Raw genomic sequence first — 25,363 nt, 5'->3', positions numbered from 1 at the left:
AGGTGAATTCCAATTTATTGCTGCCAAGCTCGCCTGCCGGCAAATTTCCAAGCGTGACTGTACCAAGTGCCGTCTTCACCTGATCGACTTGCTTCATTACGGCAGGATGATTCAGTTTGATTGTCGTCATTAAAACAACCACCCTTTTAAATATGATATTTTACTTTCCAATTGATCTATGACGGCTTCCCCTTTACCTAATAGAACATCCGCTTCATGTGCTATTGTGCCTGCTGCACTCAGAGCCTTTTTTTCTATATTAAGCATCATGATTTTACCGTCGATTTTCTCTTGATAGTCGTCATAATCATCATGAATGATCGTTGACATTGCCTTGTATGCATCACTGCGGGCATCCTGAAAGTCTTCTGCACGGTTTCCCGTCCAGCTTTTACCCAAGTCCGGATTTTTAATTTTAGCAATTTCCCCCAGACAAGCATTCTGTTCGTCTTTGATTTGTCTTTTTGCCTGCTCCAAACGATTGATTTTTTCATTAACATCGGACATTTTGCTGGAGAGGGCTGAGTGAATTTCACTCAATGAATTTGCATACACTTAAAAAATCACCTCAAACGTACTATTCTCATTATGTAGACTGTCATATTTTTCATAATTTTTATTATAAGGATTATAGTCTTAGAGTTAAATAGGGATAAATAAGCTATTTATGCTAGGTATTTAGGGAATCCTTCCCATAGTCATCAATTCCGGATTAGACTAATTGCCCCTTGTTTTCCATTTTTAAACATAAAAAGAGGATGCAGTCTGCACCCTCTAAATACTTACTGCATTATTTGTATTCCTTTTCGTCAAATAAATGCGGTACTTTCACCTTTTTCCCTTTTTTATGATTGAGATCAGGTTTTTTAGCTTCGATTTTAGCTTGGTCATAGACAGCTGTGCCGACAATTTCAGCAACATCTTGAAGCTTTACCTTTGAGATTTTATCAATGGTATCATCAGGAGTATGATACCAAGGTTCTGATGGACTGTGGATGAATAAAGCAGCGGGAATCCCAGCTTCAGCAAAGGATACATGGTCACTTCTCCCGCCTTGTCCATATGGAGTCTGCTCTCCATTCAGTCTTGTACTTGATGCTTGGGCCAGCTCGGTTACAAGGTTCATTTCTCCATCATTAGTCAATATGACCAAATCCCCGGCATCCCTGCTTCCCACCATATCGAGATTGAAGTTGGCAATGGTCCGCTTGATATCATCATCAGGGAGATTGCTCACATAATGCTGTGAACCTAGCAATCCATTTTCCTCTGCCCCAAAGGTGACGAATCGAATTTCCGTATCTGTCGGAAGATTCTTCAGAACACGTGCAAGTTCAAGGGTGACGGATGTTCCTGATGCATCATCATTCGCTCCGGGTGCCCCCGCAACGGAATCATGATGTCCAGTAATATAAATGATATCGCTCTTCTTTGCTTTATTGTTCTTTGTTGCTTTTTTCGTTGCCACTACATTATAAGAGGTTTTTTCTCCGGAATAAGCTCCTTCGATTTTTAATGATGCTGTCAATTTAACTCCGGCATTCAATTTTCCCAGCAGGGCTTCCCCATCCTTTTTGGTTATCGTGACAGATGGAACATACTTGTCATTATCCTCACCGAGTGTCCCGTTTAAATCCCCATCTGCATTATTGAATAGGATGACTCCCGCTGCCCCTTTTTCTGCTGCATTCAATACTTTCTCTGCAAAAGTGAGGCTCCCTCTTTGTATAAGGGCAATCTTCCCTGAAACGTCGGTTTCCTCCAGCTCTTCTTTCGTTCCTAAACCTGCATATACCACTTCACCGGATAGGTCCCCATTAACAGAATAGGTTAAATGGTTCGCTTGGATTTCCCCTTCAAATCCGGCAACGGACAGCTCGACCAGATTTGGGTCTGTATAAGATAAAAAATTGAACTCTTCGATATCGGCTTTATAGCCATAAGATTGGAATTGCTTTTTGATGAATTGGACGGCTTTATACTCAGAATCCGTACCGGCCACCCGAGGTGTTTGTGAGAGGTATTCAATATTCCTGTAGATTTTATCGGCATCGATTCTTTTAATGACTTGCTTGTCCATGGATGGCGCAGATAGCACCGTCGATGAATGTGGCGCTGCTAAAGCGGTGGTTGACCCCGCTGTCCCGAGTGTCAATGCTGCAATCAAGGTTACCGATAGAAATTGTTTTTTCATAGATTGCCTCCCAGTTTAATAGATTTCACCATAATTTTACAATATATAGAAAACACTAACTAGGTAGGTTTATCCCTATTCATACATGTCTAAAGTAACGAATTTACAATTTAAAGAAATTAACAGGAGATTTGACCCCTGCTAAAAGTTCTCCATCATTAGATATTTTGTCAGATTATATAAAAATTCCTGGAATCATAACAGGATTTTCGCTCTTTTTCGGGAAATTATTACAGAAGAGATAGAATATATACAGGGAGAAGGCGCAATGATGTCGATAACTAAATTCGTGATGCCGGAAGTGATTTTTGGAAAAGGTTCGATTGAACAAGCTGGCGAGGCCTGCTTGCGTTTGGGTGCCAAAAAGGCCTTGATAGTCAGCGACTCAGGGGTGGCCAATGCCGGCTGGTTAGAAATAGTCATAAAATCCTGCAAAGATGCGGGCCTTGCTTTTGCTACCTTCATTGAAATGACGACCAATCCGAAGGACAGGGAGATTGAAGCCGGCTGTTTGACATTTAAAGAACAAGAATGTGATGCCATCATTGGCTTGGGAGGAGGCAGTGCTTTGGATGTCGCCAAAGGGGTCGCCCTTTTAGTAACAAATGGCGGCATCATCAGTGATTATGAAGGTGTTGATAAAGTCCACTCTCCCCTCCCGCCCATGGTGATGATCATGACCACTGCAGGATCTGGATCGGAAGTATCACAGTTTTCGGTGATCGTCGATTCATTCCGCGAGAAAAAAATGACAATCATTTCAAAATCACTCGTCCCCGATATTGCAATAGTCGACCCTGGTACCTTAACCACCTTGGGACCGGATTTGACCGCCGCCACGGGAATGGATGTTTTAACACACGCCATTGAATCCTATGTCTCACTCGCTGCGACACCTTTGACAGATGTACAAGCCAAAAACGCACTTTCCATCGTTTCCCGCCACTTACGCCCCTCTGTCGCTACCAGGCATAATGAGGAAGCAAAAAAAGCGATGGCGATGGCGAGCCTGCAGGCTGGTCTGGCTTTTTCCAATGCCATTTTGGGAGCTGCCCATGCCATTTCACATGCCATAGGCGGCAAGTACCTCCTTCCGCATGGTGAAATCAATGCGATACTCCTTCCCCATGTCATGGACTTCAATCGAATTGCCTCACCAAGGCGATTCAGTGAGATTGCAGGTATCATGGGCATCGATACACGGGCATTGACCGAGCAGGAAGCAGGAATGGCAGCCATACACTTCGTAAGGGAATTATCCCAGGATATAGGGGCTCCCAATAGTTTAAGTGATGTCGGCATTACAAGAGAAATGATAGACCCCATAGGGATGACCGCTCTTGAGGATGCGTGCATGATCACAAATCCTCGTGATATGTCATTAGAACAGATTAATCAGCTGCTTCTTACAGCCCTTTAAGAGGTGAAAAGCATGAACAAACTTGAATTGATAGATTTAATGACAGGTGTGAAATCTTCAAAGAAAACGTATTACACGGAACTTAAGAAAACTGTGGATCAGCTGAAGAAGAAGAATATGCAGCTTGAAATCATGAATGACATCACTAAAAATATGAATATGGACATTGACATCCAAGAAATTCTCCGAAATGTTATTGCAAAACTTAAGCAGCTCATTACCTTCGATGACAGTCATTTTGTCATATTGTATGAGGAAGAACCTGCCCTGCTTCATATCTGCCCTAATGGTCACTGTGAACTTGAAATGGATGCAAAAAACTTGTTACACCCTTTTCAGGATTTCTCGTCCGCCTTGAAGGACAAACAGCCGATTCAGGTGGAAGTTAAACGGTTACCGGACTTCCGGGAAAAGGAACGTCTATTATCCCTTGAGATCGAATCACTTCTATTGGTTCCTTTATACGGAAAAAGTAAAAAAATCGGAATCTGGACTTTCGGCAGGAAGAAAAAGAAAACATGGCTTGAAGATGAACTTGAATTTCTTGAGCAACTATCCAACCAGCTTGCGTTAACTTTGGAGAATGCCCAGCTTTATAAGGAAGTTCTTCATTCCAAACAGGAATGGGAGGATACATTCAAGGCAGTTGAAGATATGATCATCGTCTTTGATCACAAAGGAACGGTCTATCAATCCAATGATTCAGCAAGGGACTTTTCCGACCTGGTTGCTTTAATTCAAAAATCCCAATCTCTGATTCAAGATACCTTTTCATGTAATAAGCCAGGGTTTCAGGAAATTCCCCTTCAGCATGGTACCATCCTGGAAATGCATGCCTACCCGATTCAGAATAAGGAGCATCAAGTATATGGGGTCATTGCTTATTATAAAAATGTCACCGAAAGAAGACAGATGGAAGTCCAGCTATTACATGCCGGTAAACTTGGGGCGATCGGTGAAATGGCAGCAGGGATTGCCCATGAATTGAATAGCCCATTAACGGCCATTCTTGGTAACTCGCAAATTTTATTGCGGAAAACCCCACAGGACAATCTGGATCATATGCTGTTAAATGATATTAAGATTTGCGGAGATCGATGCAGGCAAATAGTGAAAAGCCTTCTTACCTTTTCAAGGCAGGATGAGTATAGATTCCACTATTACTCTATTAACGAAGCCATTCACCAGGTACTGAACCTTTTGAAGTTCCAACTTGGGAAGAAGCAGATATCCCTCCATCTTACCCTTCAGGAAGACCTTCCTTACATAAAGGGCAGCCAGCCGCAGATAGAACAGATCATCATCAACTTGCTATTGAATGCGAAGGACGCATTGGATGAGTCCGAACAAACGGAAAAATCGATTGCGATCACTACCTATTCAGATAACGAGTTCTTGGTGGTTCAGGTGACTGATAACGGAACGGGGATTGAAAAAGAACGCCTGCCCTTCATATTCCATCCCTTTCATACGACTAAAGACCGTGAAAAAGGTACCGGTTTGGGGCTGTCTGTAAGCCTTGGCATCGCCAAAGACCATGGTGGGAAGATCGACGTTTTGAGCACACCAGGACAAGGAAGCACTTTTTTCCTGAGGCTTCCCTTACAAGCAGAAGAGGAAAGGGGATGATAATGTGGTTCATTTACTTGTGGTAGACGACGAGAAAGAGGTTGGGACTTTTCTATCCCGCCTTTTTACGATGAAAGGTTATATCGTACAAGTTGTGAATAGCGGGAAGGATTTTCATGAAATCGATTGGAATCAGCAGCGTTTTGATGTCGCAATGATAGACCTGAAGCTTCCTGATTGTGATGGACTTTCCCTCCTGCAGCATCTAAAACAGCTGCAGCCGCGTTGCAAGGTACTGATCATGACCGGATACAGCACCGTCAAGACCGCTGTTGATGCAATGAAACTTGGCGCGAGTGATTATATGGAAAAACCCTTTGTGGATATTGAAGTGCTGGAAAGGCAGATTGACAACCTTTTGAATGAAAATGAAGATTTGAATCAGCATTTCATCCATAAACTGGCCGAGGATTCAGGACTCATTGTCGGCGAAAGTCCTTTAATGAAGAATTTGATTGAAATGGCTTTCAAGGTGGCTCAAAAAACCGTCAATGTATTAATTGAGGGAGAAACCGGTAGCGGTAAAGAAGTGCTTTCACGCTTCATTCACATTGCCAGCCCCCGAAATCATGAACCTTTTATCGGCATCAATTGTGGAGCAATCTCTGAGTCCCTGCTTGAAAGCGAATTATTCGGTCATGAAAAGGGTGCGTTCACGGGAGCGACCCAGCTGCGAAAGGGTTTTTTCGAAATTGCCGGGAACGGGACGCTTTTTCTTGATGAAATTGCGGATGCGAGTCCCGCCATCCAAGTCAAATTGCTCCGAGTTTTGGAAACGCGGGAATTCATGAGGGTTGGCAGCAGCGGGACATTAAGGACGAACGCCCGGTTAGTGGCGGCCTCCAATGAAAATCTGCAGCAGGCAGTGGACAAAAATAAATTCCGGGAAGACTTATTTTACCGACTGAACGTCGTGACTCTCAATATCCCGCCTTTAAGGAACCGAAAAGAGGATATTCCCTTGCTTGTCCGTCACTTGATTGAGAGGAATGGTCATGGAGATATCTCTTTTTCCAATGAAGCCATTGAAAAATTACAGCAATACAATTGGCCAGGCAACATACGCGAACTATCTAATGTGGTCATGCGCACATTAACTCTATCAGACCATAAGTCGGTAATATCAGCCAATGATATCTCCCTCACTAACAGCCAGATCACCCCTGACAAAAACGTGTCCACTAGTGGAATTCAATCAACTGAAAACCTTCTTGAAGAATGGCGAAAAAGACTGGTGGCTGACTTTAATGAGAAGGATGAACTGATGCTTGAAGAAATTCTTACGGAAATCAAACAGCTTCAATCCACTATTGGAAAGGAGCTCGTCATGCAGGCACTGCAAAAAACCTACGGTAACCGGAATGAAGCAGCCAAACGCTTGCAGATATCCATAAGGAAATTACGTTATATATTAAATGAGAAGAACCAGACATAAAAAGGAGGATGCCCCGTTCCCTGGGGCATCCTCCTCTGTTCCTATTCCAGCGTCAATACGATGCGTCCGTTGATTTCTCCCTTTTCCATCATTGAAAACACATCATTTATTTCATCAAGTTTCCTCGTCTCTATATTCGTTCTGACTTTACCCTCAGCCGCAAATTGAACAGCTTCCTGTAAATCTTTTCTCGTGCCGACGATTGACCCTTTTACAGTTACCCCATTCAGCACTGTATCAAAAATCGGGATTGGAAGTTCATCATTCGGCAATCCGACTACGACAAGTGTCCCGCCCCTCTTGACTGAACTGTAAGCCTGTTCGAAAGCTTTTTTCGTAACCGCTACAGAAATGGATGCCTGCACACCGCCAACTTTATCCTTTATAGCCTGTACAGGATCGGTCTTCAGTCCATTAATCGTGTAATCCGCCCCAAGTTCCGTTGCAAGATCAAGCTTATCATCTTGAATATCGACAGCAATGACATTAAAGCCCATCGCTTTCGCATATTGCAGGGCAACATGTCCCAATCCGCCAATTCCATAAACCGCTACCCAATCACCAGGCTTTGCTTCTGATACCTTAAGCGCTTTATAGGTCGTTACACCTGCACAGAAAATTGGTGAAACCTCCGCAAAGTCAAGCCCTTCAGGAACCTTCACCACATATTTGGCGGGTGCTTTACAATATTCAGCATACCCACCGTCCACGGAATAGCCTGCATTTAATTGATCCAAGCAAAGCGTTTCCCTTCCGGTCAGACAGTATTCACAATCGCCACAAGCCGAATAAAGCCATGGGATCCCAACACGGTCACCTACTTTCAAGGAAGTTACGCCTTCTGCCACCTTTTCTATAATGCCCACACCCTCATGTCCGGGGATAAGCGGAAGCTTGGGTTTTACCGGCCAATCACCATGTACCGCATGCAAATCGGTATGACACACGCCACATGCTTTAATTTTCACTAATATCTCACCATATTCCAACTCTGGGATGGGAACTTCTTTAATCTCAAGTTTTTGGTTAAATTCATTGACGACCGCCGCTTTCATTGACTTGACCTTTTGTTTTGCATTTACAGTGCTTGCCCCTTGATTTACATTCATGATTCATTTTCCTCCCTTATTCCAGTGGATATTATTTCTTGCTACTACTTACACGATGCAAGTGCCATGCCACTGCAAAAAGGCAAAGAAGACAGCATTCACTTTAAAAAAGTGCCGAAAACTCGGCCCATTTGGACGAATCAATGGCTCAAGTTGGACGAAATCCGGTTTGTATATTGCAGAAAAAATGGCTCACCCTATAAATAGGAGGTGTCTAAAACATGGACCAATTTGAAAAGGCCTATGAATCATATAAACAGCAGGGAACACCGCAAGCAAACCAAGCTGATTCAGCAGGAAAAGAAGAAATCATCGCTGTAAGGAAAAATGAAGAGGACAATATTATCGCCATCAAGACGAACTCCGGCCGCGAACTCGACTACCCCACAGCCCTTTCGGAAGCCAAAGCAGGCAACCTGGCCAATGTTGACGTCTTTCATAAATATGGACGTGACATATTGCGGAGTGAGCCCGATGGGATAAAAGAAAATAACCTGGATCAACTGCCGGAGTTTTGAGGGGGAGACTGCCTGATATGGGCAGTTTTTTCTGTTTGGATGGGCTAAAAAAGAACCAGCATGATTAGCCGGATCCTTATTTTTCATACTGATAAGATTCAGAGATTTCGAGCAGTCGGCCACAGGTCTCGACAACCTCGATGATTTCCATCCATGACATGTCCAGACCCAATTCATTAGCATGGGAAATCTTATCCCGTAATTTCCGGATGGCATTCGCATCCTTTTTCCCTTTACTTTTTGAAGGGATTTGGAAGAAGCGCCTCAAATCTTTATCTTTATGTATGATATCGAATTTATCACTGATTTGCAGGCACTCTATTATATTGATATCCTCGTTTTTATCGATTCTCCTTCTATATAATTCGGTTGCCTTTTCTAAACGGTCTTCGCTGATCATTGGATACCAGCTGCCATCGCCGAATCTATCCTGGATGATATCGCTAATCCTCATTTCCAATAAAGTAATATATCCGAATATCAGCATCCTAATCGGAGGCTTTTGAAGGTCGGCATGGGTAATCAACTTTTTAATCGAATTATTCTCTAATACGAACACCCTTGTTTTATACTTGAAAATCTGGAGAAGCTGGATCAAAGGGGTTGAATCCGATACCATTTCCCTTGGTGAGAAGTTTCTCAAATATTCAGAGATGCTTCCTTCACCGAGTTCTTCCCTTTCGATATACCCGATGATTTCCCCCTGATCTTGGACTGCCAATATATCATAATTCTTTTTTTCCAATGCTTTCTGGATATCCTTCGCCAGATCGTTATTATGGCAAAACTCAAGCTCCTGGGCAATGCTTTTAACCGTTATATTCTCTTCATAAAGAGTTTTAAGACTAAGATAGCTGTTATTGCTTTTTCTTTTGCTTTCATTTAACATCTTTCAACCTCCGATCAGGAACACTTTCTGCCCGATTTTCCGCTTAAATCATAGAAAATGTATGCGGTCGCCACTAAAATAAAGTCCACCATAGTGGACTCAATTCCATTCATGTGCATTTTTCGAAACCATCAAAGGCCATCAACTGCATTGCCTACCGCCGCTTCCTCATTCCCCTTCTCTTCCCAACCTTTGCAAACATCCACCCAATCCTTCGCGCCTGAATATTCAAACAACTCGGCGAGTTTAAGTTCTATTGCAGAGTTCGCACTGCCGCATGCCGGAAACAATGACTCAAAGCGTTTCATCGATACATCAAGAAAAACAGCTAGATCATTTGCCAGACCAAACGGGCAAACGCCTCCGATGGCATGGCCGGTCTGTGCAAGCACTTCTTCTGGTGAAAGCATTCGTGCCTTGAAACCGAACGTCTGACGAAATTTCTTATTATCCACTTTCGCGTCCCCTGCGGCAACAATCAAAATGGCCTTTTCACCTTCCCCCTTAAAGGAAAGAGTCTTAGCAATCCGCGCTGGGATAACACCGATGGTTTCCGCCGCTTCAATCACCGTAGCACTCGATGTTTCGAACTCCATCACATCGCCTTCCCGATCCCATTGTTTAAAATGGCTTTTGACACTCTCGATCGACATAATATATTCACTCCTTAGAAGTACATATTGAAATAATATCATCCTTCATTGCAATAAATCAAAATCCATTTAAGCTACCTCCCCTGCTTGGAAACTTATAAATTAAAACCATTCTTTACAAATTGACGAAACAAGCTTACATGGGATACTATTAATAATCGGGCAAACGCCTAAACGTGGTTCGTAACCATCCCACGATAAAAAACTAGGGAGAGAGTAAAATGAATGTTCGTACACTCGTGATAAGCGGGTTATTGGCTGCCTTGTATGTGGCGGTCTCATTGGTGTTCCAACCAATATCATTTCAGATGTTCCAATTTCGTGTACCGGAAATATTGAATCATCTGATTGTATTCAATAAAAAGTATATCTACGGTATCGTCGGCGGAGTCTTCATATCGAATCTGCTTTTTTCGCCGATGGTTCCATATGATTTGATTTTTGGGGTGGGGCAATCTCTGCTCGCCTTATTGCTTGTCATTTTTGTTTCTCGGTTCATAAAAGGCATTAAAGGACGGATGATCGCCACGATTATCTTTTTCACCTTCACAATGTTTTTAATTGCAATTGAACTGAACCTTGCCCTGGGCTTCCCATTCTGGTTAAGCTGGATGACCACGGCTGTCGGTGAATTCGTTGTCCTCTTGATTGGGGCGCCAATCATTTATGGAATGAATAAAAGAATTCAGTTTGAAAAGTGGCTTTAATGGAATCTTCGCGTCGTGAACCCACTATAATGGAAAAGAGCTGTCTGCATGATGCGGCAGCTCTTTTTTTCACCAATGAACTCGAAAATGATAAACTACTAGTAAGAATGGTGGTGGCCCTTTGAAAAAAGTCCTGACCATAATCGGTCTATTGGTAATTGCAATATTTATTATTTCTAATGCAGAGTTATTCACTTTGGTTTGGAAAAGTGATCTGGATTCTGTTATTGGCATTTTGAAGGAAAACCTTTTACTTACATTTATTGTGACATTCGTATTGATGTTTGTACAAAATTCTTTTACAATCATTCCCTTAATTTTGCTCCTGACTATCAATGTCACGATATTCGGATTCATATATGGATATCTATGGAGTTGGTTTACAAGCGTTGTTGCCTCAGGTTTCATTTTTTATGCAGCAAGAAACTGGTTTCAGGAGCCTCTCTTAAAGAAGATTGGTGAAAAGTGGCAAGAAACTGTTGTGGAGCATGGCTTCATGTACGTTTTTACAGGCAGGATCTTCCCTCTGATCCCAACAAGCTTAATTAACTTGGTAGCTGGTGTCAGCACCGTCACTTTCAAAGATTTTTTATTAGCGACGGCACTTGGCAACCTTATTTACTTTTTCTTCCTTTCGCTCATTCCATATGGACTGCTATCTGTTGAAATGAACCAATATACGCTAGCAGCACTCGCACTCGTCCTCTTACTATTTTTCATTATTTATAAGCGTGCAAAAAAGAAAAAGAAACTGACCTTCTTCAGAAAAAACAGGTGACCATTGGCCCCTGTTTTTTTATTTAGGATTCTGCATATATTTTTTTCCGATAGTTTGTTAAAATGTGTATGTAATTTTACCATAGAAATGTCTTAAAATCAGGGAGAATCTCCATGTCCAAACGCTCCATCTTAGCAATATATATCCTATTCGGGATTCTTACACTAGTCGTGTTCGACTATTTTTTAACTACAAATATCCAAAACAAAGAGGTCTTCATTCAACTTCAAAGAGCGGAAGGATTTGTTTTCCTTTTATCAATAGGCTTGGTTTTATATCTTTATTTGGCTAAAAGGGAAGAATTCAAACAATTAAAAGAAGCGGAACAACGTCGGCGTACACTCATAAATTCAATGGTGGATTTCGTTAACTTCAAGGATGGTGATGGCCGATGGCTTGAATCCAATACCTTCGGGCTGCAATTATTCCAATTGGAACATGTCGACTATAAGGGAAAAAGAGACAGTGAGCTCGCAGAATACTCCGAATTTTATAAAGAGTCGTTGATCTACTGTGAAGTTTCCGATGAAGAAACGTGGATAAAAGGGGAAATCACAAGGTGTGAGGAAATCGTCCCTCTTCCCGATGGCAATCACAAGACCTTTGATACGATCAAAGTTCCCCTGTTCAATGAGGATGGTTCACGAAAAGGCTTAGTCGTCATCGGCAGGGATATTTCTGAAAGAGTAGTCGCGGAGAATCAATTATTCCATAGTGAACAACGCTATAAATCATTGTTTGAACACAACCCTTATCCGATGCTGATGCTTGATTTAAACGGAATGATCACGACCGTAAATCCAAGGTTTGAAACTGTAACAGGCTTTCAACAGGAAGAAATACATGGAGCCTCATTCATTAATTTGAACTTCTCAGCTGAAGACGCGGAATTGATCCGTACATCTTGCCAATATGTCATGGAAAACCAAAAGGGGATAAAAAAAGGGAAAGATATAGAATTCCTGACGAAGTACGGGAAGTCCATCTTACTTTCTTGTACGTTTGTCCCGATGATGGTTGGAGAGGATTTAGTCGGAATCATCACTTATGCTAAAGAAGTCACTCAAATCCGGGAAACCGAAGCACGCTTAAGAAGAACTGAAAAATTATCTGTAGTCGGCGAACTTGCCGCAAGTGTGGCCCACGAGGTACGAAACCCGCTGACTTCTTTAAAAGGTTTCGTCCAGCTGCTTAAAAAGAGCGACCATCCCTATGAACAATACTACACGATCATGTTAAGTGAATTGGACCGGATCAATCTTATTGTAAGCGAGTTACTCGTTCTGGCAAAACCACAGGAACTTCCATTCACCAAACATCAAATCATCGACCTGATGAATGATGTCAAAACCTTATTGAAACCAGAGGCGGACTCGTACCCCACCCAAATATCAATATCTGTTAAAAACGAAATACCACTTCTATTATGTGAGGGAAACCAATTAAAACAAGTATTCATAAACATGCTCAAGAATTCAATGGAGGCATCCGCCGATCACATTTGGATAGATTTCGAACGCATCGACAATAACCTTTCCATTACCATCAAAGATAATGGAAGCGGAATTGAAAAAAAACGGATAAAGCATCTTGGCGAGCCTTTTTACTCTTCCAAAGAAAAAGGAACCGGATTAGGACTGACAGTCAGTTGCCGAATCATTGAAGCTCATCGGGGAAAGGTCCGCTTTAACAGCGAACTAAACCATGGAACCGAGGTCCAAATCATTTTGCCCATAAAAATATAAATCCGAGGACAAGCCTAAACCTTGTCCTTTTTTTCAGGATTCAGACCCATTCCTATTTAATCAGGGAGGTGAAGAAATCCTTTATTTTCCCAAAGAATGACACGGTCTCAACAGGTTGTTCGCCATTAACCTGGCCTCCAGTATTATTGAATGTATCGTTCTCCAACTTGCCAGCTGTACTCATTTGCGTTGCCTCAACTTCCACCTCTTTTGTTTCGACATCATCCACGGTTTCTTCCTCATCCATTTCCACATCCATATCCTTTTCGAAAACAAGGACGTAAGTACGGCGCTCCCCATCCTTTGAAACGGTAACGGAAATGGCCGTTTTCGCTTTATCCTTGATCTTCACTTTATTACTGCTCTCACCGTCATATTCAATCGTTGCTCCACTGGCATTTGCCGTCGCATTCATTTCGACTGAAGAAATATCATTATCGACCTCGATATGATAGGTATGCTCATTAGATTCAAAGGATTTGTTCCATACTCCTGATGATACAGTCAGATTGTTCAACACTGGAGCATCATTGCCTTCCTCACCTAAAGAATCTGCTGACGTTACCTTCTCTATAGAATCCGTTTTCGCTTTTTGTGTTGAAATGCTTTCAAGTTGCTGTGCCTTCGGTACTTGGCTGACACCACTGCTTGGCTTTAGATTATTGGTGGTTTCCGTTGAGGTTACTGATGATTTATTCCCCTTATCGGAGGATTCCGTTGGTGTTACAGATGATTCATTCCCCTTATCGGAGGGTCCCGTTGGTGTTACAGATGATTCATTCCCCTTATCGGAGGAAGGTTGAGTTTTACTCGTTCCTGTTGAGGGCTCCTGTTGAACTTCATTCTCTTTAGGTGCAGTTTGCGATTCTTCTTTTTCCTTGGCTGCCGCCCGTGTAATCGTAAGCGTATAAGTTTTTCCCTCTCCATTTTCTGCTGTAACGACAATCTTCACCGTTGTCTTACCGATTGGAAGGGTAACTTTTACACCTGCACTGGTTGCATCCTTTCCATTCACCTTTACAATTGCAGTACTGTCACTTAATGTCGGAGTTACTGTAATGGACTGGACTTCATTTTCAACAGAAGCATTATAAGCTGTCACTTTAGAATCGAATGTCAATGAGCCTTTTGATAATCCGATCGATGTTAAAAGGTTATCATCACTTTCAAGTTTTTTGACCTTGAGAGTATAGGCAACCGTTTCATTTTGCCCATCGCTGACGATGATTTCAAATGTATTCATGCCAGTTTGAAGCGGTAAGTCCTTCACCTTCCCCTCTGTCATTTTGACACCATTCACATAGATGGATGCATTCTCGTTAGGACTTGCTGCAAGTAAGTTGATCTTTTCCACATCATTCCCCACTGCCGAGCTATAGTCGTGTACATCTTCTGAAAATTTTTGATCCAGTGCTAAACCCTCTATTTCTAACTTTGAAAGACTATTTACCGTTTGTGCCTCTTTTTGAATGACAGAAGTGACTTCCGCAGCCCCTACTGCGGGCATATAAGTGAATGTTCCCATCCCCACAAGGGAACCAACCAAGATTACTTTCACACTTTTTTCTTTTAATCCCTTCTTTAGCAAAGCCTATCCCTCCTATAATTCCTGCAAACATGATAGGTTCAGGTTATCAAAGGAACCTTAATTATTTCTTAATGCAGTTTATAACAACAGGATGCCTATTAATTTTTTGCAAAGCGGAATTCCAAACCAAGATTTATGGCTATAATGGAGGTAGGAAGGCAAATCTAAACTTATTGTTATCACTTTTCTAGCGAACCTTTCAAACTGCCTCTAGATAACTAATTTATTTTCACTGTTTTTTCACATTTTCCTTTTATAATGGGCTTACATGATCTGATGAAAGGATGATGGCACACCAAGATGAAAAAATATTTATGGCTGGTAGTCAGCCTATTCAGTTTGCTTTTATACCCAGCAATGGCTTTTGGTCATGCTACGGTAATTAGCTCTAATCCTAGCCCGAATGAAGCGATGGATACTCTTCCTGAAAAGATCAGCATTCAATTCAGCGAGAATATTCAACCATCTTTCCATTCGCTTGAGGTATTCAGCCATGATGGGGACAAAATTCAAATTCAAGACAGTACAATCTCGGAACAAAGTGAAAGAATACTGGAAGCTAAGTGGAAGGGCACTATCGACGAAGGGATTTACTACATTAAATGGAGAGTTGTTTCAAGTGATGGGCATCCCATTGAAGGAACAATTCCCTTTCAATTTGGAGATTCAGCGGGCCTTTCAGACCAAGAAAATCCCGTAGTGAATGCAAGTTTTCCGAATTCCATCAATGTTATCCTTCAAAGTCTTCAATACGTATGCTTCGCTGCACTTACTGGAATCCTTTTTTTCAGATTATCTTTAATGAAGGATTCTCGACTTTTTGAAGAAAGCAGAAGAACACGTCTATACCTTTGGCTTTCATATGCAGGCTTAGCATTTTCCATCTTATTCAATCTGCCTTTAAAAGTTACGATTGACGCTGGCGTAGGTTGGACAGATGCATTTAAATTGAGTTATATAAAAGAAGTATTGAATGCTACAAACTTTGGAACTGTCTGGATTATTGAAGTTCTAATATTGCTGCTTCTATTTTTAGTGATTTATTTCATGCTCGAGAACTCCCTGAATAAATCATTGCCGTTCCTTTCTTTCATCATAATGGCAAGCTTGATGATTTGTAAGGCTTTAACTGGACATACAGCAGCTGTTCCTAATCAGTTTCTGGCCGTTTTGATGGATTTCCTTCATTTGTTGTCCATGGCTTTATGGCTCGGTGGCATTATGGCCTTATTGGTGATTTTACCTGGTCTTGCTGAACGGCAGGCAGTCCAAGAAGATAAGAAAACATTTTACTGGTCGATCATTCAAAGATTTTCCAGATGGGCATTTCTGTTTGTAATCATACTGATTGTTAGCGGGATATATAGCAGTTTACAGCATGTTCCGACTGTCCATTCATTGTTCAACACAACATATGGACAATTGTTACTGGCGAAAATCGGTCTCATGTTAGTCATGATCGTTTTAGGAGGCTTTCATTTTCTCAGAGGGAAAAAACAAACGAAAAAACTTGGTTATAGTGTGGGAATGGAGTTTGGTTTAGGGATCGTCATACTTCTCGTTGCAGCTCTATTGACAAATGTCCAAACTGCCATGTCTTCTCCAGGGCCCATTGAAAAGACGTTAATGACTGAAGAAAATAATGAGGTTACATTAATGGTGACTCCCAATGAAGTCGGGGATAACCTGATTCAAGTAAATCTTTCCAATGAAGGCAAACCCATTGCTGAAATAGAGCAGCTTACAATCACTATGCAGCCATTAGATACGCCAAGCGGTGAAATAAAATTGCAAATGAAGGAGAAAAACACAGGTACATTTACATCCAAGTCTTTATTAACCATGCCAGGAAAGTGGAATATCCATGTTCACGGATTAACTGAAAACCTGGATTCAATTAATGCTGATTTTATAATTTTGATAGGGAATTCATAACAGGAGGGATTTATACTAATGAAAAATATTTCAAAGCTACTTATTTTCACATTTGCCGCATTATTCATTTTTTCCGGTTCAGCATATGCTCACGTTACAGTCAAGCCTAGTTCATCTGCACCTGAGGCGTGGGAAACTTATACACTCAAAGTACCGGTAGAAAAAGAAACTGCCACTACAAAGGTGACTTTAAAAGTACCTGAAGGGGTTACTTTTGAAAGCTATCAGCCTGTACCGGGGTGGAAAGTAACAACGGAAGATGACAAAGATGGACATGTAAAATCGGTAACTTGGGCAGCAACTGATGAAGGAATTGCCGCTGGACAATTCCAGCAATTCTCTTTCGTAGCACAAAATCCTAAAGAAGAAACGAAAGTTGCCTGGGATGCATTTCAATATTACGAAGATGGTGAAATTGTTGAATGGAGCGGTGATGAAGGCTCAGACCTACCGCATTCTGTAACGGAGATTACAGTTGCGCCCAAGGCTGATGCAGAACCTGCGGACCATGGCCACAAAGATGAAGCTGACACTAATGATTCCACGGCAACTGACAATTCAAAGGATTCAGCAACAACAGAAGGTGATGGCAATCAAACACTGATCATCACTCTGGCTGTCATTTCACTAATTCTGTCCATTGTAGCGCTTTTTGCAGCTCTAAGGAAAACTAAAAAATAATCATTATGGAAGGTGCCCCAAAAATTCTTGAGGCACCTTTTTTCTCTTCTATTATTCCATGACCACCGATTTACTCGGTAACTTAATGTTTTCTGATTCTATGGTAATCTTAATCGATTTTTCAGCTCTTTGGTCCGCTATCGTTAAGTTAAGCAATCCATTTCCCTGTGCTTTTTTGCTTATTCCCAGATCTTCCGTACTTTTCACCAGCTGTGCATATAATTCCGCTTCAGTTAAATTGCGGTCAAATTCCTTTTCAGCAATCACTTTCAAGAGGGCTGCTGCACCGCTTACATGAGGCGTAGCCATTGACGTTCCGCTCAACCTGGCATATTTATTCCCTGGATACGTAGAAAGAATATCAACACCTGGCGCCACCAGGTCAATTTCATCATTTGTATTCGAAAAATCCGCTAAATTTCTGCTTAAATCCACAGCTCCGACTTCCACTACCTCGGGATATGCTCCTGGATAATCCAATTCATCCGTTTCATGACGCCCATCACCGCTATTTCCAGCTGCGCAAACAACAAGGATATCGTTCTGTAGGGCTTTTTGAATGAGTTTGTGTTCAGCCTCATCCGGAGGCCCGCCAAGTGAAAGTGAAATAACCGAAACCTTTTCTTCATTAGGTCCCCGCCAATTGATTGCATACTCTAGAGCTCCATTAATCCAATCTATATCACCTTGCCCTTGACCATTTAAGGCCTTTAACGCTAATATGCTCGCTTTCGGAGCCACTCCCACTACACCAGCATTATTGACGGCAGCCACAATCGTACCGCTAACATGTGTCCCATGTCCATTATCATCTTGATAATCCCCGGTATTGGTAAAATCCTTCCCACCAATGATTCTTTCTTTGAGGTCTGGATGTCCCTTATCAATGCCTGTATCGATGACGGCAACTACCACGCCCTCACCATAATTGCTTTTCTCCCAAATTGCCGGGGCTTTCACAAGCTCGACACCCTCAGGAATCTTCTCTTTCACCGTTTCCATTACTTCAAGAACTTTGTAAGGTATTAATCTTTTTTCTCTTGTCATTTGATTACCCCTTCCTTCGTTCAATAAGTTAAACTGCCATCAGTGTAGGGATATTCATCCCGTCTGGTTGCCGTCTACCGTTGAAAGAGATGAGATCAAAAAACTCTTCTCTCTTATATATACCAGATTTATGAAAATAAAAAAGAAGTTTTTGGAAAATTCCATCTAAATGACTACTTTTTATTTCCTTTTGTATTATTATCTGGTACTCTTATTATAGAACGAACGTTCGTTAAATACCATATTTTTTTATTCATTACTCAATTTTTTCCCAAATAAAAAAGAAGCGACCCCGAATCGAGTCAGCTTCCATGAGATGTTAAGCTGCGCCGCAGCATTTTTTGTATTTTTTCCCGCTTCCACATGGGCAAGGTTCGTTTCTGCCAATGACCGGTTCTGTATGAACATGCGGCATTTTAGCTGCCTTTGCACTTTCCATGATGATTTGGGTGCCTTTATCCTTCATTTGCTGATACCGCTGTTTAAATAACTCCATTACATCTTTACTGTATTTTAACGTATCTTCCGCAATATCCATCGCCTTTTGCTTGGAAATATTATAGTCCTCCAGGACAAATTGATTATCCCCGAAAGAAACCCTCACTCCAAAATGCTGTCCTGCCTGTTTATTGCCTTTAACCTCCTCAACGAATTCAAGGTATACTTCCTGGCAATCACAAGTCTGATGCATGCAATAATAATCATATATCCAATACATTTTATCTTCGTATTTACTCTTTAAAGCAATTCCATCCTCCATGCCAAAAACATCCAAATATTTTATCGCTTTTCCATCAAGTATCTCGAATGGATCAATCGTTCTCATCTATAGACACATCCTAATTCATAAAAATTTACTCTTCCTATGTATTGTACAACCTAATTCATCAACCGTCACTTGAAACGAAGCCTGACGAATCCAAATCCCTTTCATTAAAATCAGATTTGAGAAAAGGCAAAAAAAAGCTGCATCAGTGTGTATATACTGATGCAGCTTCCCCTACCCCTTCATCCGATCCATGTGGTCAATTCATCAATCGGTGTTTTCTTGGCAGGTTTTGGCTCCATATCAGGATAACCCAAGTATATGAAAGCCAATACTTCTCCTTTTGGGGATAAATTGAAAAATTCACGTACTTTTTCATGATAAGTTATTTTTCCCGTTCTCCATACTGCTCCCAGACCTAAGGAATGTGCTGCAAGAAGCATGTTTTGAATGGCACTGTTCACTGCCGCATATTCTTCTGCCACTAGGACATTATTCTTATCACTAGGCTCTATGCCCACTGCGATGATGACTGGAGCCCTTAATGGATTCTTTTTTTGCCTTTCGAGCTTGCTGATTAAACTTTCAGGGGTATCATCAGCATTTTCAATTCTTGTGATTTCTTCGAATACCTCCCCAAGTTTATTTCTTCCTTCTCCAGTCAATACAAAAAAGCGCCAAGGCTCAGTTCGATGGTGATTAGGTGCATACGTTCCAGCCTCAATGATTTGCTCGATCATTTCCTTTGGTACCGGATCTTGCTTGACGATTCCAATGCTTCTTCTCGTTTTTATAGCCTCGATAGTTTCCATATTATCTCCCCTTATCCCTTTATCTCTAATAGTTTCTGTTTCAGTTCATTTTCCATTGATGCCAATTCCTGTTCGGCTTGCCGGCGTTTATGCCTTCCTTCTTCTTGAATCCGCATGGTTTCCTCAAGCGTGGATATCAAGTTAGCTTGGGTATTCTTTAATGTTTCGATATCGACAAGTCCGCGCTCATTTTCTTTTGCCGTTTCGATGGTATTCGTTTTCAGCATCTCGGAGTTCTTCAATAACAAGTCATTTGTAGTTTTGGAAACCTGCTTTTGTGCTTCTACAGCATGCCTTTGCCTGATTAATGTCAATGCAATCGCAACCTGATTTTTCCAAAGGGGGATGGCTGTCATGATCGAAGATTGTATTTTCTCGACTAGTGCCTGATTCGTGTTTTGGATCAGCCTGATTTGCGGTGCGCTTTGAATCGTGATTTCGCGACTCAATTTCAAATCATGAAGCCTTTTATCCAACCGTTCAGCAAACTGCAGCATATCATTGACTTCCTGGAACTTCATTTGATCATTGCTCGATTCAGCGGACTTCCTTAACTCCGGAATCGTTTTCCCATGGATTTCTTCGAGTTTAATTTCCCCGGCTGCAATATAGACATTCAATGCCTGGAAGTAATCCTTATTCGTTTCATATAGCTTTTCAAGGATTACGATATCCGATAGCAGGATATTCTTGCTCCGATCGAGTTTCACACTGATTCGATCAATTTGGGCCCCAGTTTTTTGATATTTGGATAGCACTTCCTGTACTGATCCCGAGAGCTTCCCGAACATACGCGCAAAGAAAGAGGGCTTATCCGGCTTTAGCTCATCCGGGCTCAGCTCGTTTAACTTTTTCATTAAATCACTGATAATGTTGCCCACTTCACCTACATCTTTTTTCTGGACATGCTCAAGCATGGAATTAGAAAAGGTCAGAAGCTTTGATTGGGCGGGTGTACCATAGGATATCATCGCCTGATGATTCGTAGGGTCGATTTGTTCCGCAAGCTGATATGCCTTTGCCCTGTTCTCTTCAGGAATGACATCAATCAGTTTAACAGGTTTTGCTTCCTGGGAAGATGTTTTCTCAAGCTCCTGCACCCCATCAAATGGATTGGCTAAAAGATCATCGATTAAACTGGCATTATTCGTTTTATTCAACAGGTTGGGATCATTGTTATTCATTTTAACCTCCTGCTTTCATCAATTACTTGTGACTCTTTTCTAGTTTTAATGGATTGCTTAGCAACATCCAACTCGAAGTTAAGGTTATCGATATCATCGGCAATCACTTTATATAAATCCTTTTCTATCGTATTAGTGAGTTCCTTTAAAGTTTTGCGAGTCTCTGTTAAGGAGAGTTCGAGTTCCCTATTCTTTTTTGGCTGCTGTGCTAAAAAAACATATTTCTCCGCAAGCTCCATGGCGGAATCCAGATGTGAGTAATAAAATTGTTCCGCCTGGTAAAACCGCTTCGGTTCTTTTTTTGTCAGACTATATATTTTCCTGATCATTTTAATCATATCCTTCCTCTGTTTAAAAGAAGAGATATGCCTGACCGAGATTAGTGCTTTTTGAACCCGCCATATCTTCGATTTTGCTTCAATTAAATTTTTCTTTATATATTGATATTCTTTTCTCGTCAATTCATGTTTTTTGAGGTATCTTGATGAAAAATATACGGAGCTTAGACAGTATGCAAGCACCCCTCCTGCTAAAGATATGACAACGGATAGGGCAAACGGTTGATCCAATGCAAAATAGCTAATTATCCAAACCGGCAAAACCATTGGAAATGCAATCAATATCGGAACAAAATCAGCAAGAAATCGATTCATAATCATTACACTCCTGACTTACACTCTTTTCTATATATACGGATTATCCCACGGATTGGTTTCAAGATGGATTAAAAGAATTTCTCCTATACTAAACGATATAGGAACCGGAGGGTTTCTGCAAATTTATTGAAATTTTTTCTGTAAATTAACTCTTCTCCCCTCTCGCATGGGCTAACGCCTAGTCACTTCACCGGAACTTACATAAGTTATAACGTATCCATCCTGATTAAAAAAAGGAGAGTTGACCATGAATTCATACGGATTTTATCCTTTTCCACAACAAAATGGAAATAACCAGTACTTTCAGTCTAATTATAACCCATATTTCCAACAGCCTGAACGATTTGATTATATGCCACAGCAAGATTGGAACGTTCAGCAGGTACAAGAAAATCCATATAGCCAGGTGCCCGACCAATTCGATATTGAAAGACAGCCTCAACAACTTGAAAGAAGAGTCCGGGAACTTGAGCGTCAAAACGAGCGACAAACGAGGGAACTCAATCGGCAGAACCAAGAAATCACAAGGATAAATCGAGAAGTGAACCGCATTAACCAGGAAATAACCAGACTGAGTCAAAATGATCAACGTCATACGAATAGGCTGAATCGACTAAATCAAAGACTTCGTGCCGTTGAACGAAACCTTAACATCCCCTTTACCGCAACAGATGATGGTTTTTAAAGAAAAAGCAGGAGCTCCTTATGGGCTCTCGCTTTTTTATTTTCTCCCTGCTTTTATTGAAGGCTCTATTAAGATTCAATCAAACGATTGATTAAATCTTTAAAGCTCCGCTAAACCCTTGTCCGCGTTACTTAAAATGATTAATCAATTAAGCAGATACAATTTTTGATGCGCTTTATAAAAAGTAAATAGGAGTCAGCCACATTCCCGCGGATACTTTAATTCATTTGACAGAAGATTCCATGATGAAAAAACAAAAAAAGAACGGGAGTCATCCTTGACTCTCGTTCTTTCTCGTTTACAGCATGATCCGTTTCAACTTTTCGTTTCTAGATTCCTGTTCCTCCTGGGTAGACAAGTCATACTTCTTCAATAGATGAAAAAGTTCATTCAATGTTTCTTGCGAATTCCCTTTTTCAAGATATCGATCCAATGTTTGACTCAATTCGGTTGGTAAAAATGCCTTTTGACTCTCAAATTTCAGCCTGACATCTTGTTGCGAATGATTAAGATTGCATGCACCCATTTAAAATTCACCTCTTACTTGATTCTACCATTGTATAATGGACATTACCTTGTCAATTCTTCATCCTGCTTATAGTAGTCCTCTACCTTGATGAACTCCGGTGAAGTATGTGTGGCCATGATGCCATGATAACTGATATCCAACCCAAGTTCTTCTTCTTCTTCAGTGGATCTTATAGGCAGCCAAACATTTATAACTTTAAAAACGAGCCATGTCACTGAAAAGCCCCAGATGCATAACACCAATAACCCTAACGTTTGAACTCCGAGCAAATGCCATCCCCCACCTGCAAACAATCCGTTTTCAGTGGAAAAAAGCCCTACCGCTATCGTACCCCACATTCCTGAAGCCGCATGAACGGGAAACGCACCAACCGGATCATCGATTTTTCGGGTTTCCAACCAATTTGTCGCAGCTAACATCAACATTCCAGAAACCGCTCCAATCAGTAACGCTGCCAGATCACTAACGAATGCACATCCAGCTGTAATCCCGACAAGACCTGCAAGTGAGCCATTGATGACGGAAGGTGCATCGGAGCGTCCATATCTAAATAGTGTATAAAGCAAGGTCACCGCTCCGCCTGATGCAGCTGAGAGCATCGTGACTATGGCAATATGGCCAATGCGTACATCCGTAGCCTGCAAGGTACTTCCTGCATTGAACCCAAACCAGCCAAACCATAAAAGGAATGCCCCGACAGATGCCAGTGGAAGATTACTCGGCAGCGAAATGGAGCTAGTCCCCCGTGAAGAGAATTTACCTGCTCTCGGACCGATTACAATGGCAGCCGCAAGTGCAGAAAAGCCGCCTAGTGCATGAATGACCGCAGACCCCGCGAAGTCCTGCATGCCCAACCCGCTTAACCAGCCACCACCCCATACCCAGTGACCGGCAATCGGATAGATGAATGCCGTCATCATTACGACAAAAATAAGATACGCCCGAAAGTTAATCCTTTCCGCAACCGCTCCCGAAACTATCGAAATAACGGCGATGACGAATGCCCCTTGAAATAACCAAAATGCATCAATGGAAATCGTAAGGTCGATGTGCGACAAATCACCTTTCAGCAGAAAGCCGCTTGTCCCAATGGTTCCAAATACATCCGTTCCATACATTAAGCCAAAACCAACCACGAAATAGCAAAGCGTTCCGATCGTAATATCAGCAAAAACCTTCATGATGATATTCACATTATTCTTCGTACGGACGAACCCCGCCTCCAATAAAGCAAACCCGCCCTCCATTAATAGAATCATGGCTGCTGTCAGAACCACCCAAACCGTGTCCAATCCAGTGTTCAATGTTTCTAGAGTCATCTTGGCGTTCCCTCCGCTTTCTGCCATTCCATTATTTCTTTAATGATGTCTGTTGGTAAATTCATTTCCCGTTTTTCCGAATCAGCTTCGAGTAAACCGATCAACTGATTTAAAAAAGCAACCTTCTGTTTTATCATCTCAATTTTTTTATATCTATCTTTAACATTCACCAAATGCTCAACGGCCTGGTGATGACTTGGGGCACGTCCCGTAAAAAAACGTTTAAATGGTGATAGGGATTGGTACCAAGCTTCCTCAGCTCTTCGTTTTTGCTCATATTTATGTATTTTACCTTTAATCGATTCAATTTCCGACTCCTGTTTGTTTTTATAAAATAACAGGCCTTTTAACACTTCCTCAGATGAAATTTCAAAAACAACTCTACTATGCAAATCGTCCCGAATATAAATGTCATATCACCTCACGTAATCGTGTTATGTTTTCTGTAATTATATTAAGATTTCTGAATTCAGTCAATAATTAAACAATAAAAACAATTTGCGTAACAAATAGGTGGAGAAAGATATTAACTACACTTCTGCCTTCTCCCTTTTATTAATCAAACGTTTGATTAATTCGATTCCTAGAGAAATTTGGAAGGTATAGATAATCATTTTTTCCTTACTCTAATAAGGCAGTTTCAAATTAAGGAGGGTTCATACATGACAGTTATAAACGATGTCAAAACAACTATAGCAGGGCTAAAAAGCGCTCAAGCGAGCTTTGAAACCTTCGCCCTTTCCACAGATAATGAGCAAGCCAAACAACTATACCAACAAGCTGCCCAACAAACACAAACGATCGTGGACAGCATCACACCTCGTATTGAAGAGATTCAAAACGAGGAACCTCAATATAAACAATAATCATTCATATAAAAAAGGTTGGTTAAAACAACCAGCCTTTTTTATATCTTTATTCCATAAGACAGGATTTTTAATAAGGGCTTGAATATGCCATAAGGTTACATACAAGCAATCCACTTGACCGAACTGCGGTCTATCAAGCCTGAATAATGAAGCAGGACGAAGTCGCTGAAGCAATTAATAAGACCTTATCAAAAGAATTCCAAAAGGATTAAGCC

General features: G+C 41.3%; 24 protein-coding genes, 1 pseudogene and 1 riboswitch. Of the genes and pseudogenes, 11 read left to right on the top strand and 14 right to left on the bottom strand.

Annotated elements, in window-relative coordinates:
- Positions 1 to 129: 129 nt before the first annotated feature.
- Together BW986_RS27485 and BW986_RS27480 are read right to left on the bottom strand one after the other, a co-directional pair.
- Complete coding sequence (locus BW986_RS27485) at positions 130 to 555, bottom strand: YwqH-like family protein (RefSeq protein ID WP_241590107.1); 426 nt, start codon at positions 553 to 555, stop codon at positions 130 to 132.
- A gap of 235 nt (positions 556 to 790) precedes the next feature.
- Entirely contained in the window at positions 791 to 2,194 is a 1,404-nt protein-coding gene (locus BW986_RS27480; RefSeq protein ID WP_076372815.1) for a M28 family peptidase, read from the bottom strand.
- 271 nt (positions 2,195 to 2,465) lie between these two features.
- On the opposite strand from BW986_RS27480, the gene BW986_RS27475 reads away from it, so the two are divergent.
- From BW986_RS27475 to BW986_RS27465, 3 genes are read left to right on the top strand one after another with little or no spacing between them, the layout of a single operon-like run.
- Positions 2,466 to 3,614, top strand: coding sequence for an iron-containing alcohol dehydrogenase (locus BW986_RS27475; RefSeq protein ID WP_076372825.1), 1,149 nt, complete (start codon positions 2,466 to 2,468; stop codon positions 3,612 to 3,614).
- A 12-nt stretch (positions 3,615 to 3,626) separates the two neighbouring features.
- Complete coding sequence (locus BW986_RS27470) at positions 3,627 to 5,243, top strand: sensor histidine kinase (protein WP_076372813.1); 1,617 nt, start codon at positions 3,627 to 3,629, stop codon at positions 5,241 to 5,243.
- 4 nt (positions 5,244 to 5,247) lie between these two features.
- Positions 5,248 to 6,678, top strand: a complete 1,431-nt coding sequence (locus BW986_RS27465) for a sigma-54-dependent transcriptional regulator (protein ID WP_076372811.1) — start codon at positions 5,248 to 5,250, stop codon at positions 6,676 to 6,678.
- 41 nt (positions 6,679 to 6,719) lie between these two features.
- Here the strand turns inward: BW986_RS27465 and adhP are convergent, their stop codons facing one another.
- Positions 6,720 to 7,733 (bottom strand): alcohol dehydrogenase AdhP, encoded by a 1,014-nt coding sequence (gene adhP / locus BW986_RS27460; RefSeq protein WP_076372823.1) that lies wholly within the window; start codon positions 7,731 to 7,733, stop codon positions 6,720 to 6,722.
- Positions 7,734 to 8,008: 275 nt separating this feature from the next.
- On the opposite strand from adhP, the gene BW986_RS27455 reads away from it, so the two are divergent.
- The gene (locus BW986_RS27455) at positions 8,009 to 8,305 is read left to right on the top strand and encodes a DUF3892 domain-containing protein (protein ID WP_076372809.1); all 297 of its coding nucleotides are present in this window, start codon (positions 8,009 to 8,011) and stop codon (positions 8,303 to 8,305) included.
- A 76-nt stretch (positions 8,306 to 8,381) separates the two neighbouring features.
- On the opposite strand, the gene BW986_RS27450 is transcribed toward BW986_RS27455, so the two are convergent.
- Together BW986_RS27450 and BW986_RS27445 are read right to left on the bottom strand one after the other, a co-directional pair.
- The gene (locus BW986_RS27450; protein ID WP_076372807.1) at positions 8,382 to 9,194 is read right to left on the bottom strand and encodes a hypothetical protein; all 813 of its coding nucleotides are present in this window, start codon (positions 9,192 to 9,194) and stop codon (positions 8,382 to 8,384) included.
- Positions 9,195 to 9,325: 131 nt separating this feature from the next.
- Entirely contained in the window at positions 9,326 to 9,847 is a 522-nt protein-coding gene (locus tag BW986_RS27445) for a YbaK/EbsC family protein (protein ID WP_076372805.1), read from the bottom strand.
- Positions 9,848 to 10,017: 170 nt separating this feature from the next.
- A riboswitch (PreQ1 riboswitch) is annotated at positions 10,018 to 10,062 on the top strand.
- A 6-nt stretch (positions 10,063 to 10,068) separates the two neighbouring features.
- On the opposite strand from BW986_RS27445, the gene BW986_RS27440 reads away from it, so the two are divergent.
- From BW986_RS27440 to BW986_RS27430, 3 genes are all read left to right on the top strand, one after another.
- Positions 10,069 to 10,554: a QueT transporter family protein gene (locus tag BW986_RS27440; protein ID WP_076372803.1), complete on the top strand. Its 486-nt coding sequence runs from the start codon at positions 10,069 to 10,071 to the stop codon at positions 10,552 to 10,554.
- Between the two features lie 121 nt (positions 10,555 to 10,675).
- Positions 10,676 to 11,332 carry a TVP38/TMEM64 family protein gene (locus BW986_RS27435; protein ID WP_076372801.1) on the top strand — a complete coding sequence of 219 codons (657 nt, stop codon included), beginning with the start codon at positions 10,676 to 10,678 and terminating at the stop codon, positions 11,330 to 11,332.
- A 113-nt stretch (positions 11,333 to 11,445) separates the two neighbouring features.
- Positions 11,446 to 13,077, top strand: coding sequence for a PAS domain-containing sensor histidine kinase (locus tag BW986_RS27430; RefSeq protein ID WP_076372799.1), 1,632 nt, complete (start codon positions 11,446 to 11,448; stop codon positions 13,075 to 13,077).
- Positions 13,078 to 13,129: 52 nt separating this feature from the next.
- Here the strand turns inward: BW986_RS27430 and BW986_RS27425 are convergent, their stop codons facing one another.
- Positions 13,130 to 14,665, bottom strand: a complete 1,536-nt coding sequence (locus tag BW986_RS27425) for a cadherin-like beta sandwich domain-containing protein (protein WP_076372797.1) — start codon at positions 14,663 to 14,665, stop codon at positions 13,130 to 13,132.
- 300 nt (positions 14,666 to 14,965) lie between these two features.
- Here BW986_RS27425 and BW986_RS27420 point away from each other — a divergent pair, with 300 nt between their 5' ends.
- Together BW986_RS27420 and BW986_RS27415 are read left to right on the top strand one after the other, a co-directional pair.
- A complete protein-coding gene (locus BW986_RS27420; RefSeq protein ID WP_076372795.1) occupies positions 14,966 to 16,600 on the top strand; it encodes a copper resistance CopC/CopD family protein in 1,635 nt (544 codons plus the stop codon).
- An 18-nt stretch (positions 16,601 to 16,618) separates the two neighbouring features.
- Positions 16,619 to 17,281, top strand: a complete 663-nt coding sequence (locus BW986_RS27415) for a YcnI family copper-binding membrane protein (RefSeq protein ID WP_076372793.1) — start codon at positions 16,619 to 16,621, stop codon at positions 17,279 to 17,281.
- Positions 17,282 to 17,332: 51 nt separating this feature from the next.
- Here the strand turns inward: BW986_RS27415 and BW986_RS27410 are convergent, their stop codons facing one another.
- The 5 genes and pseudogenes from BW986_RS27410 to BW986_RS27390 form a co-directional block, all read right to left on the bottom strand.
- Complete coding sequence (locus BW986_RS27410; protein WP_076372791.1) at positions 17,333 to 18,328, bottom strand: S8 family peptidase; 996 nt, start codon at positions 18,326 to 18,328, stop codon at positions 17,333 to 17,335.
- Positions 18,329 to 18,647: 319 nt separating this feature from the next.
- Positions 18,648 to 18,725 (bottom strand): annotated as a pseudogene (locus BW986_RS31440) (SEC-C metal-binding domain-containing protein); the annotation flags it as partial.
- 611 nt (positions 18,726 to 19,336) lie between these two features.
- A complete protein-coding gene (locus BW986_RS27400; protein ID WP_076372787.1) occupies positions 19,337 to 19,906 on the bottom strand; it encodes a nitroreductase family protein in 570 nt (189 codons plus the stop codon).
- Positions 19,907 to 19,917: 11 nt separating this feature from the next.
- A complete protein-coding gene (locus BW986_RS27395) occupies positions 19,918 to 21,090 on the bottom strand; it encodes a toxic anion resistance protein (protein WP_076372785.1) in 1,173 nt (390 codons plus the stop codon).
- Entirely contained in the window at positions 21,087 to 21,743 is a 657-nt protein-coding gene (locus BW986_RS27390; RefSeq protein ID WP_076372783.1) for a 5-bromo-4-chloroindolyl phosphate hydrolysis family protein, read from the bottom strand. Before BW986_RS27390 ends, BW986_RS27395 begins: the two co-directional genes overlap by 4 nt.
- Positions 21,744 to 22,098: 355 nt before the next feature.
- Between BW986_RS27390 and BW986_RS27385 the strand changes: the two genes are divergently transcribed.
- Positions 22,099 to 22,431 carry a coiled-coil domain-containing protein gene (locus BW986_RS27385; protein ID WP_076372821.1) on the top strand — a complete coding sequence of 111 codons (333 nt, stop codon included), beginning with the start codon at positions 22,099 to 22,101 and terminating at the stop codon, positions 22,429 to 22,431.
- Between the two features lie 298 nt (positions 22,432 to 22,729).
- Here the strand turns inward: BW986_RS27385 and BW986_RS27380 are convergent, their stop codons facing one another.
- From BW986_RS27380 to BW986_RS27370, 3 genes are read right to left on the bottom strand one after another with little or no spacing between them, the layout of a single operon-like run.
- Positions 22,730 to 22,957 carry a group-specific protein gene (locus BW986_RS27380; RefSeq protein ID WP_076372781.1) on the bottom strand — a complete coding sequence of 76 codons (228 nt, stop codon included), beginning with the start codon at positions 22,955 to 22,957 and terminating at the stop codon, positions 22,730 to 22,732.
- Between the two features lie 44 nt (positions 22,958 to 23,001).
- A complete protein-coding gene (locus BW986_RS27375; RefSeq protein WP_076372779.1) occupies positions 23,002 to 24,279 on the bottom strand; it encodes an ammonium transporter in 1,278 nt (425 codons plus the stop codon).
- Positions 24,276 to 24,671 (bottom strand): hypothetical protein, encoded by a 396-nt coding sequence (locus BW986_RS27370; RefSeq protein ID WP_081395830.1) that lies wholly within the window; start codon positions 24,669 to 24,671, stop codon positions 24,276 to 24,278. The genes BW986_RS27375 and BW986_RS27370 overlap by 4 nt, the downstream gene beginning before the upstream one ends.
- A 270-nt stretch (positions 24,672 to 24,941) precedes the next feature.
- On the opposite strand from BW986_RS27370, the gene BW986_RS27365 reads away from it, so the two are divergent.
- On the top strand, positions 24,942 to 25,145 hold the full coding sequence (locus BW986_RS27365) for a DUF1657 domain-containing protein (protein WP_057278507.1): 204 nt from the start codon (positions 24,942 to 24,944) through the stop codon (positions 25,143 to 25,145).
- Positions 25,146 to 25,363 lie beyond the last annotated feature (218 nt).

The sequence above is a fragment of the Peribacillus simplex genome, from assembly GCF_900156045.1.
Taxonomy (GTDB): Bacteria; Bacillota; Bacilli; order Bacillales; family DSM-1321; genus Peribacillus; species Peribacillus simplex_D.
This window is presented reverse-complemented; position numbering and strand designations above follow the sequence as displayed.

Bases quoted from the DNA above. Each gene is read 5' to 3' on its own strand.
- BW986_RS27390 (WP_076372783.1), bottom strand. From the start codon at position 21,743: ATGAATCGATTTCTTGCTGATTTTGTTCCGATATTGATTGCATTTCCA.
- BW986_RS27430 (WP_076372799.1), top strand. From the start codon at position 11,446: ATGTCCAAACGCTCCATCTTAGCAATATATATCCTATTCGGGATTCTT.
- BW986_RS27410 (WP_076372791.1), bottom strand. From the start codon at position 18,328: ATGACAAGAGAAAAAAGATTAATACCTTACAAAGTTCTTGAAGTAATG.
- BW986_RS27455 (WP_076372809.1), top strand. From the start codon at position 8,009: ATGGACCAATTTGAAAAGGCCTATGAATCATATAAACAGCAGGGAACA.
- BW986_RS27375 (WP_076372779.1), bottom strand. From the start codon at position 24,279: ATGACTCTAGAAACATTGAACACTGGATTGGACACGGTTTGGGTGGTT.
- adhP (WP_076372823.1), bottom strand. From the start codon at position 7,733: ATGAAAGCGGCGGTCGTCAATGAATTTAACCAAAAACTTGAGATTAAA.
- BW986_RS27470 (WP_076372813.1), top strand. From the start codon at position 3,627: ATGAACAAACTTGAATTGATAGATTTAATGACAGGTGTGAAATCTTCA.
- BW986_RS27475 (WP_076372825.1), top strand. From the start codon at position 2,466: ATGTCGATAACTAAATTCGTGATGCCGGAAGTGATTTTTGGAAAAGGT.
- BW986_RS27420 (WP_076372795.1), top strand. From the start codon at position 14,966: ATGAAAAAATATTTATGGCTGGTAGTCAGCCTATTCAGTTTGCTTTTA.
- BW986_RS27400 (WP_076372787.1), bottom strand. From the start codon at position 19,906: ATGGAAACTATCGAGGCTATAAAAACGAGAAGAAGCATTGGAATCGTC.
- BW986_RS27445 (WP_076372805.1), bottom strand. From the start codon at position 9,847: ATGTCGATCGAGAGTGTCAAAAGCCATTTTAAACAATGGGATCGGGAA.
- BW986_RS27365 (WP_057278507.1), top strand. From the start codon at position 24,942: ATGACAGTTATAAACGATGTCAAAACAACTATAGCAGGGCTAAAAAGC.
- BW986_RS27415 (WP_076372793.1), top strand. From the start codon at position 16,619: ATGAAAAATATTTCAAAGCTACTTATTTTCACATTTGCCGCATTATTC.
- BW986_RS27440 (WP_076372803.1), top strand. From the start codon at position 10,069: ATGAATGTTCGTACACTCGTGATAAGCGGGTTATTGGCTGCCTTGTAT.
- BW986_RS27385 (WP_076372821.1), top strand. From the start codon at position 22,099: ATGCCACAGCAAGATTGGAACGTTCAGCAGGTACAAGAAAATCCATAT.
- BW986_RS27450 (WP_076372807.1), bottom strand. From the start codon at position 9,194: ATGTTAAATGAAAGCAAAAGAAAAAGCAATAACAGCTATCTTAGTCTT.
- BW986_RS27480 (WP_076372815.1), bottom strand. From the start codon at position 2,194: ATGAAAAAACAATTTCTATCGGTAACCTTGATTGCAGCATTGACACTC.
- BW986_RS27380 (WP_076372781.1), bottom strand. From the start codon at position 22,957: ATGGGTGCATGCAATCTTAATCATTCGCAACAAGATGTCAGGCTGAAA.
- BW986_RS27395 (WP_076372785.1), bottom strand. From the start codon at position 21,090: ATGAATAACAATGATCCCAACCTGTTGAATAAAACGAATAATGCCAGT.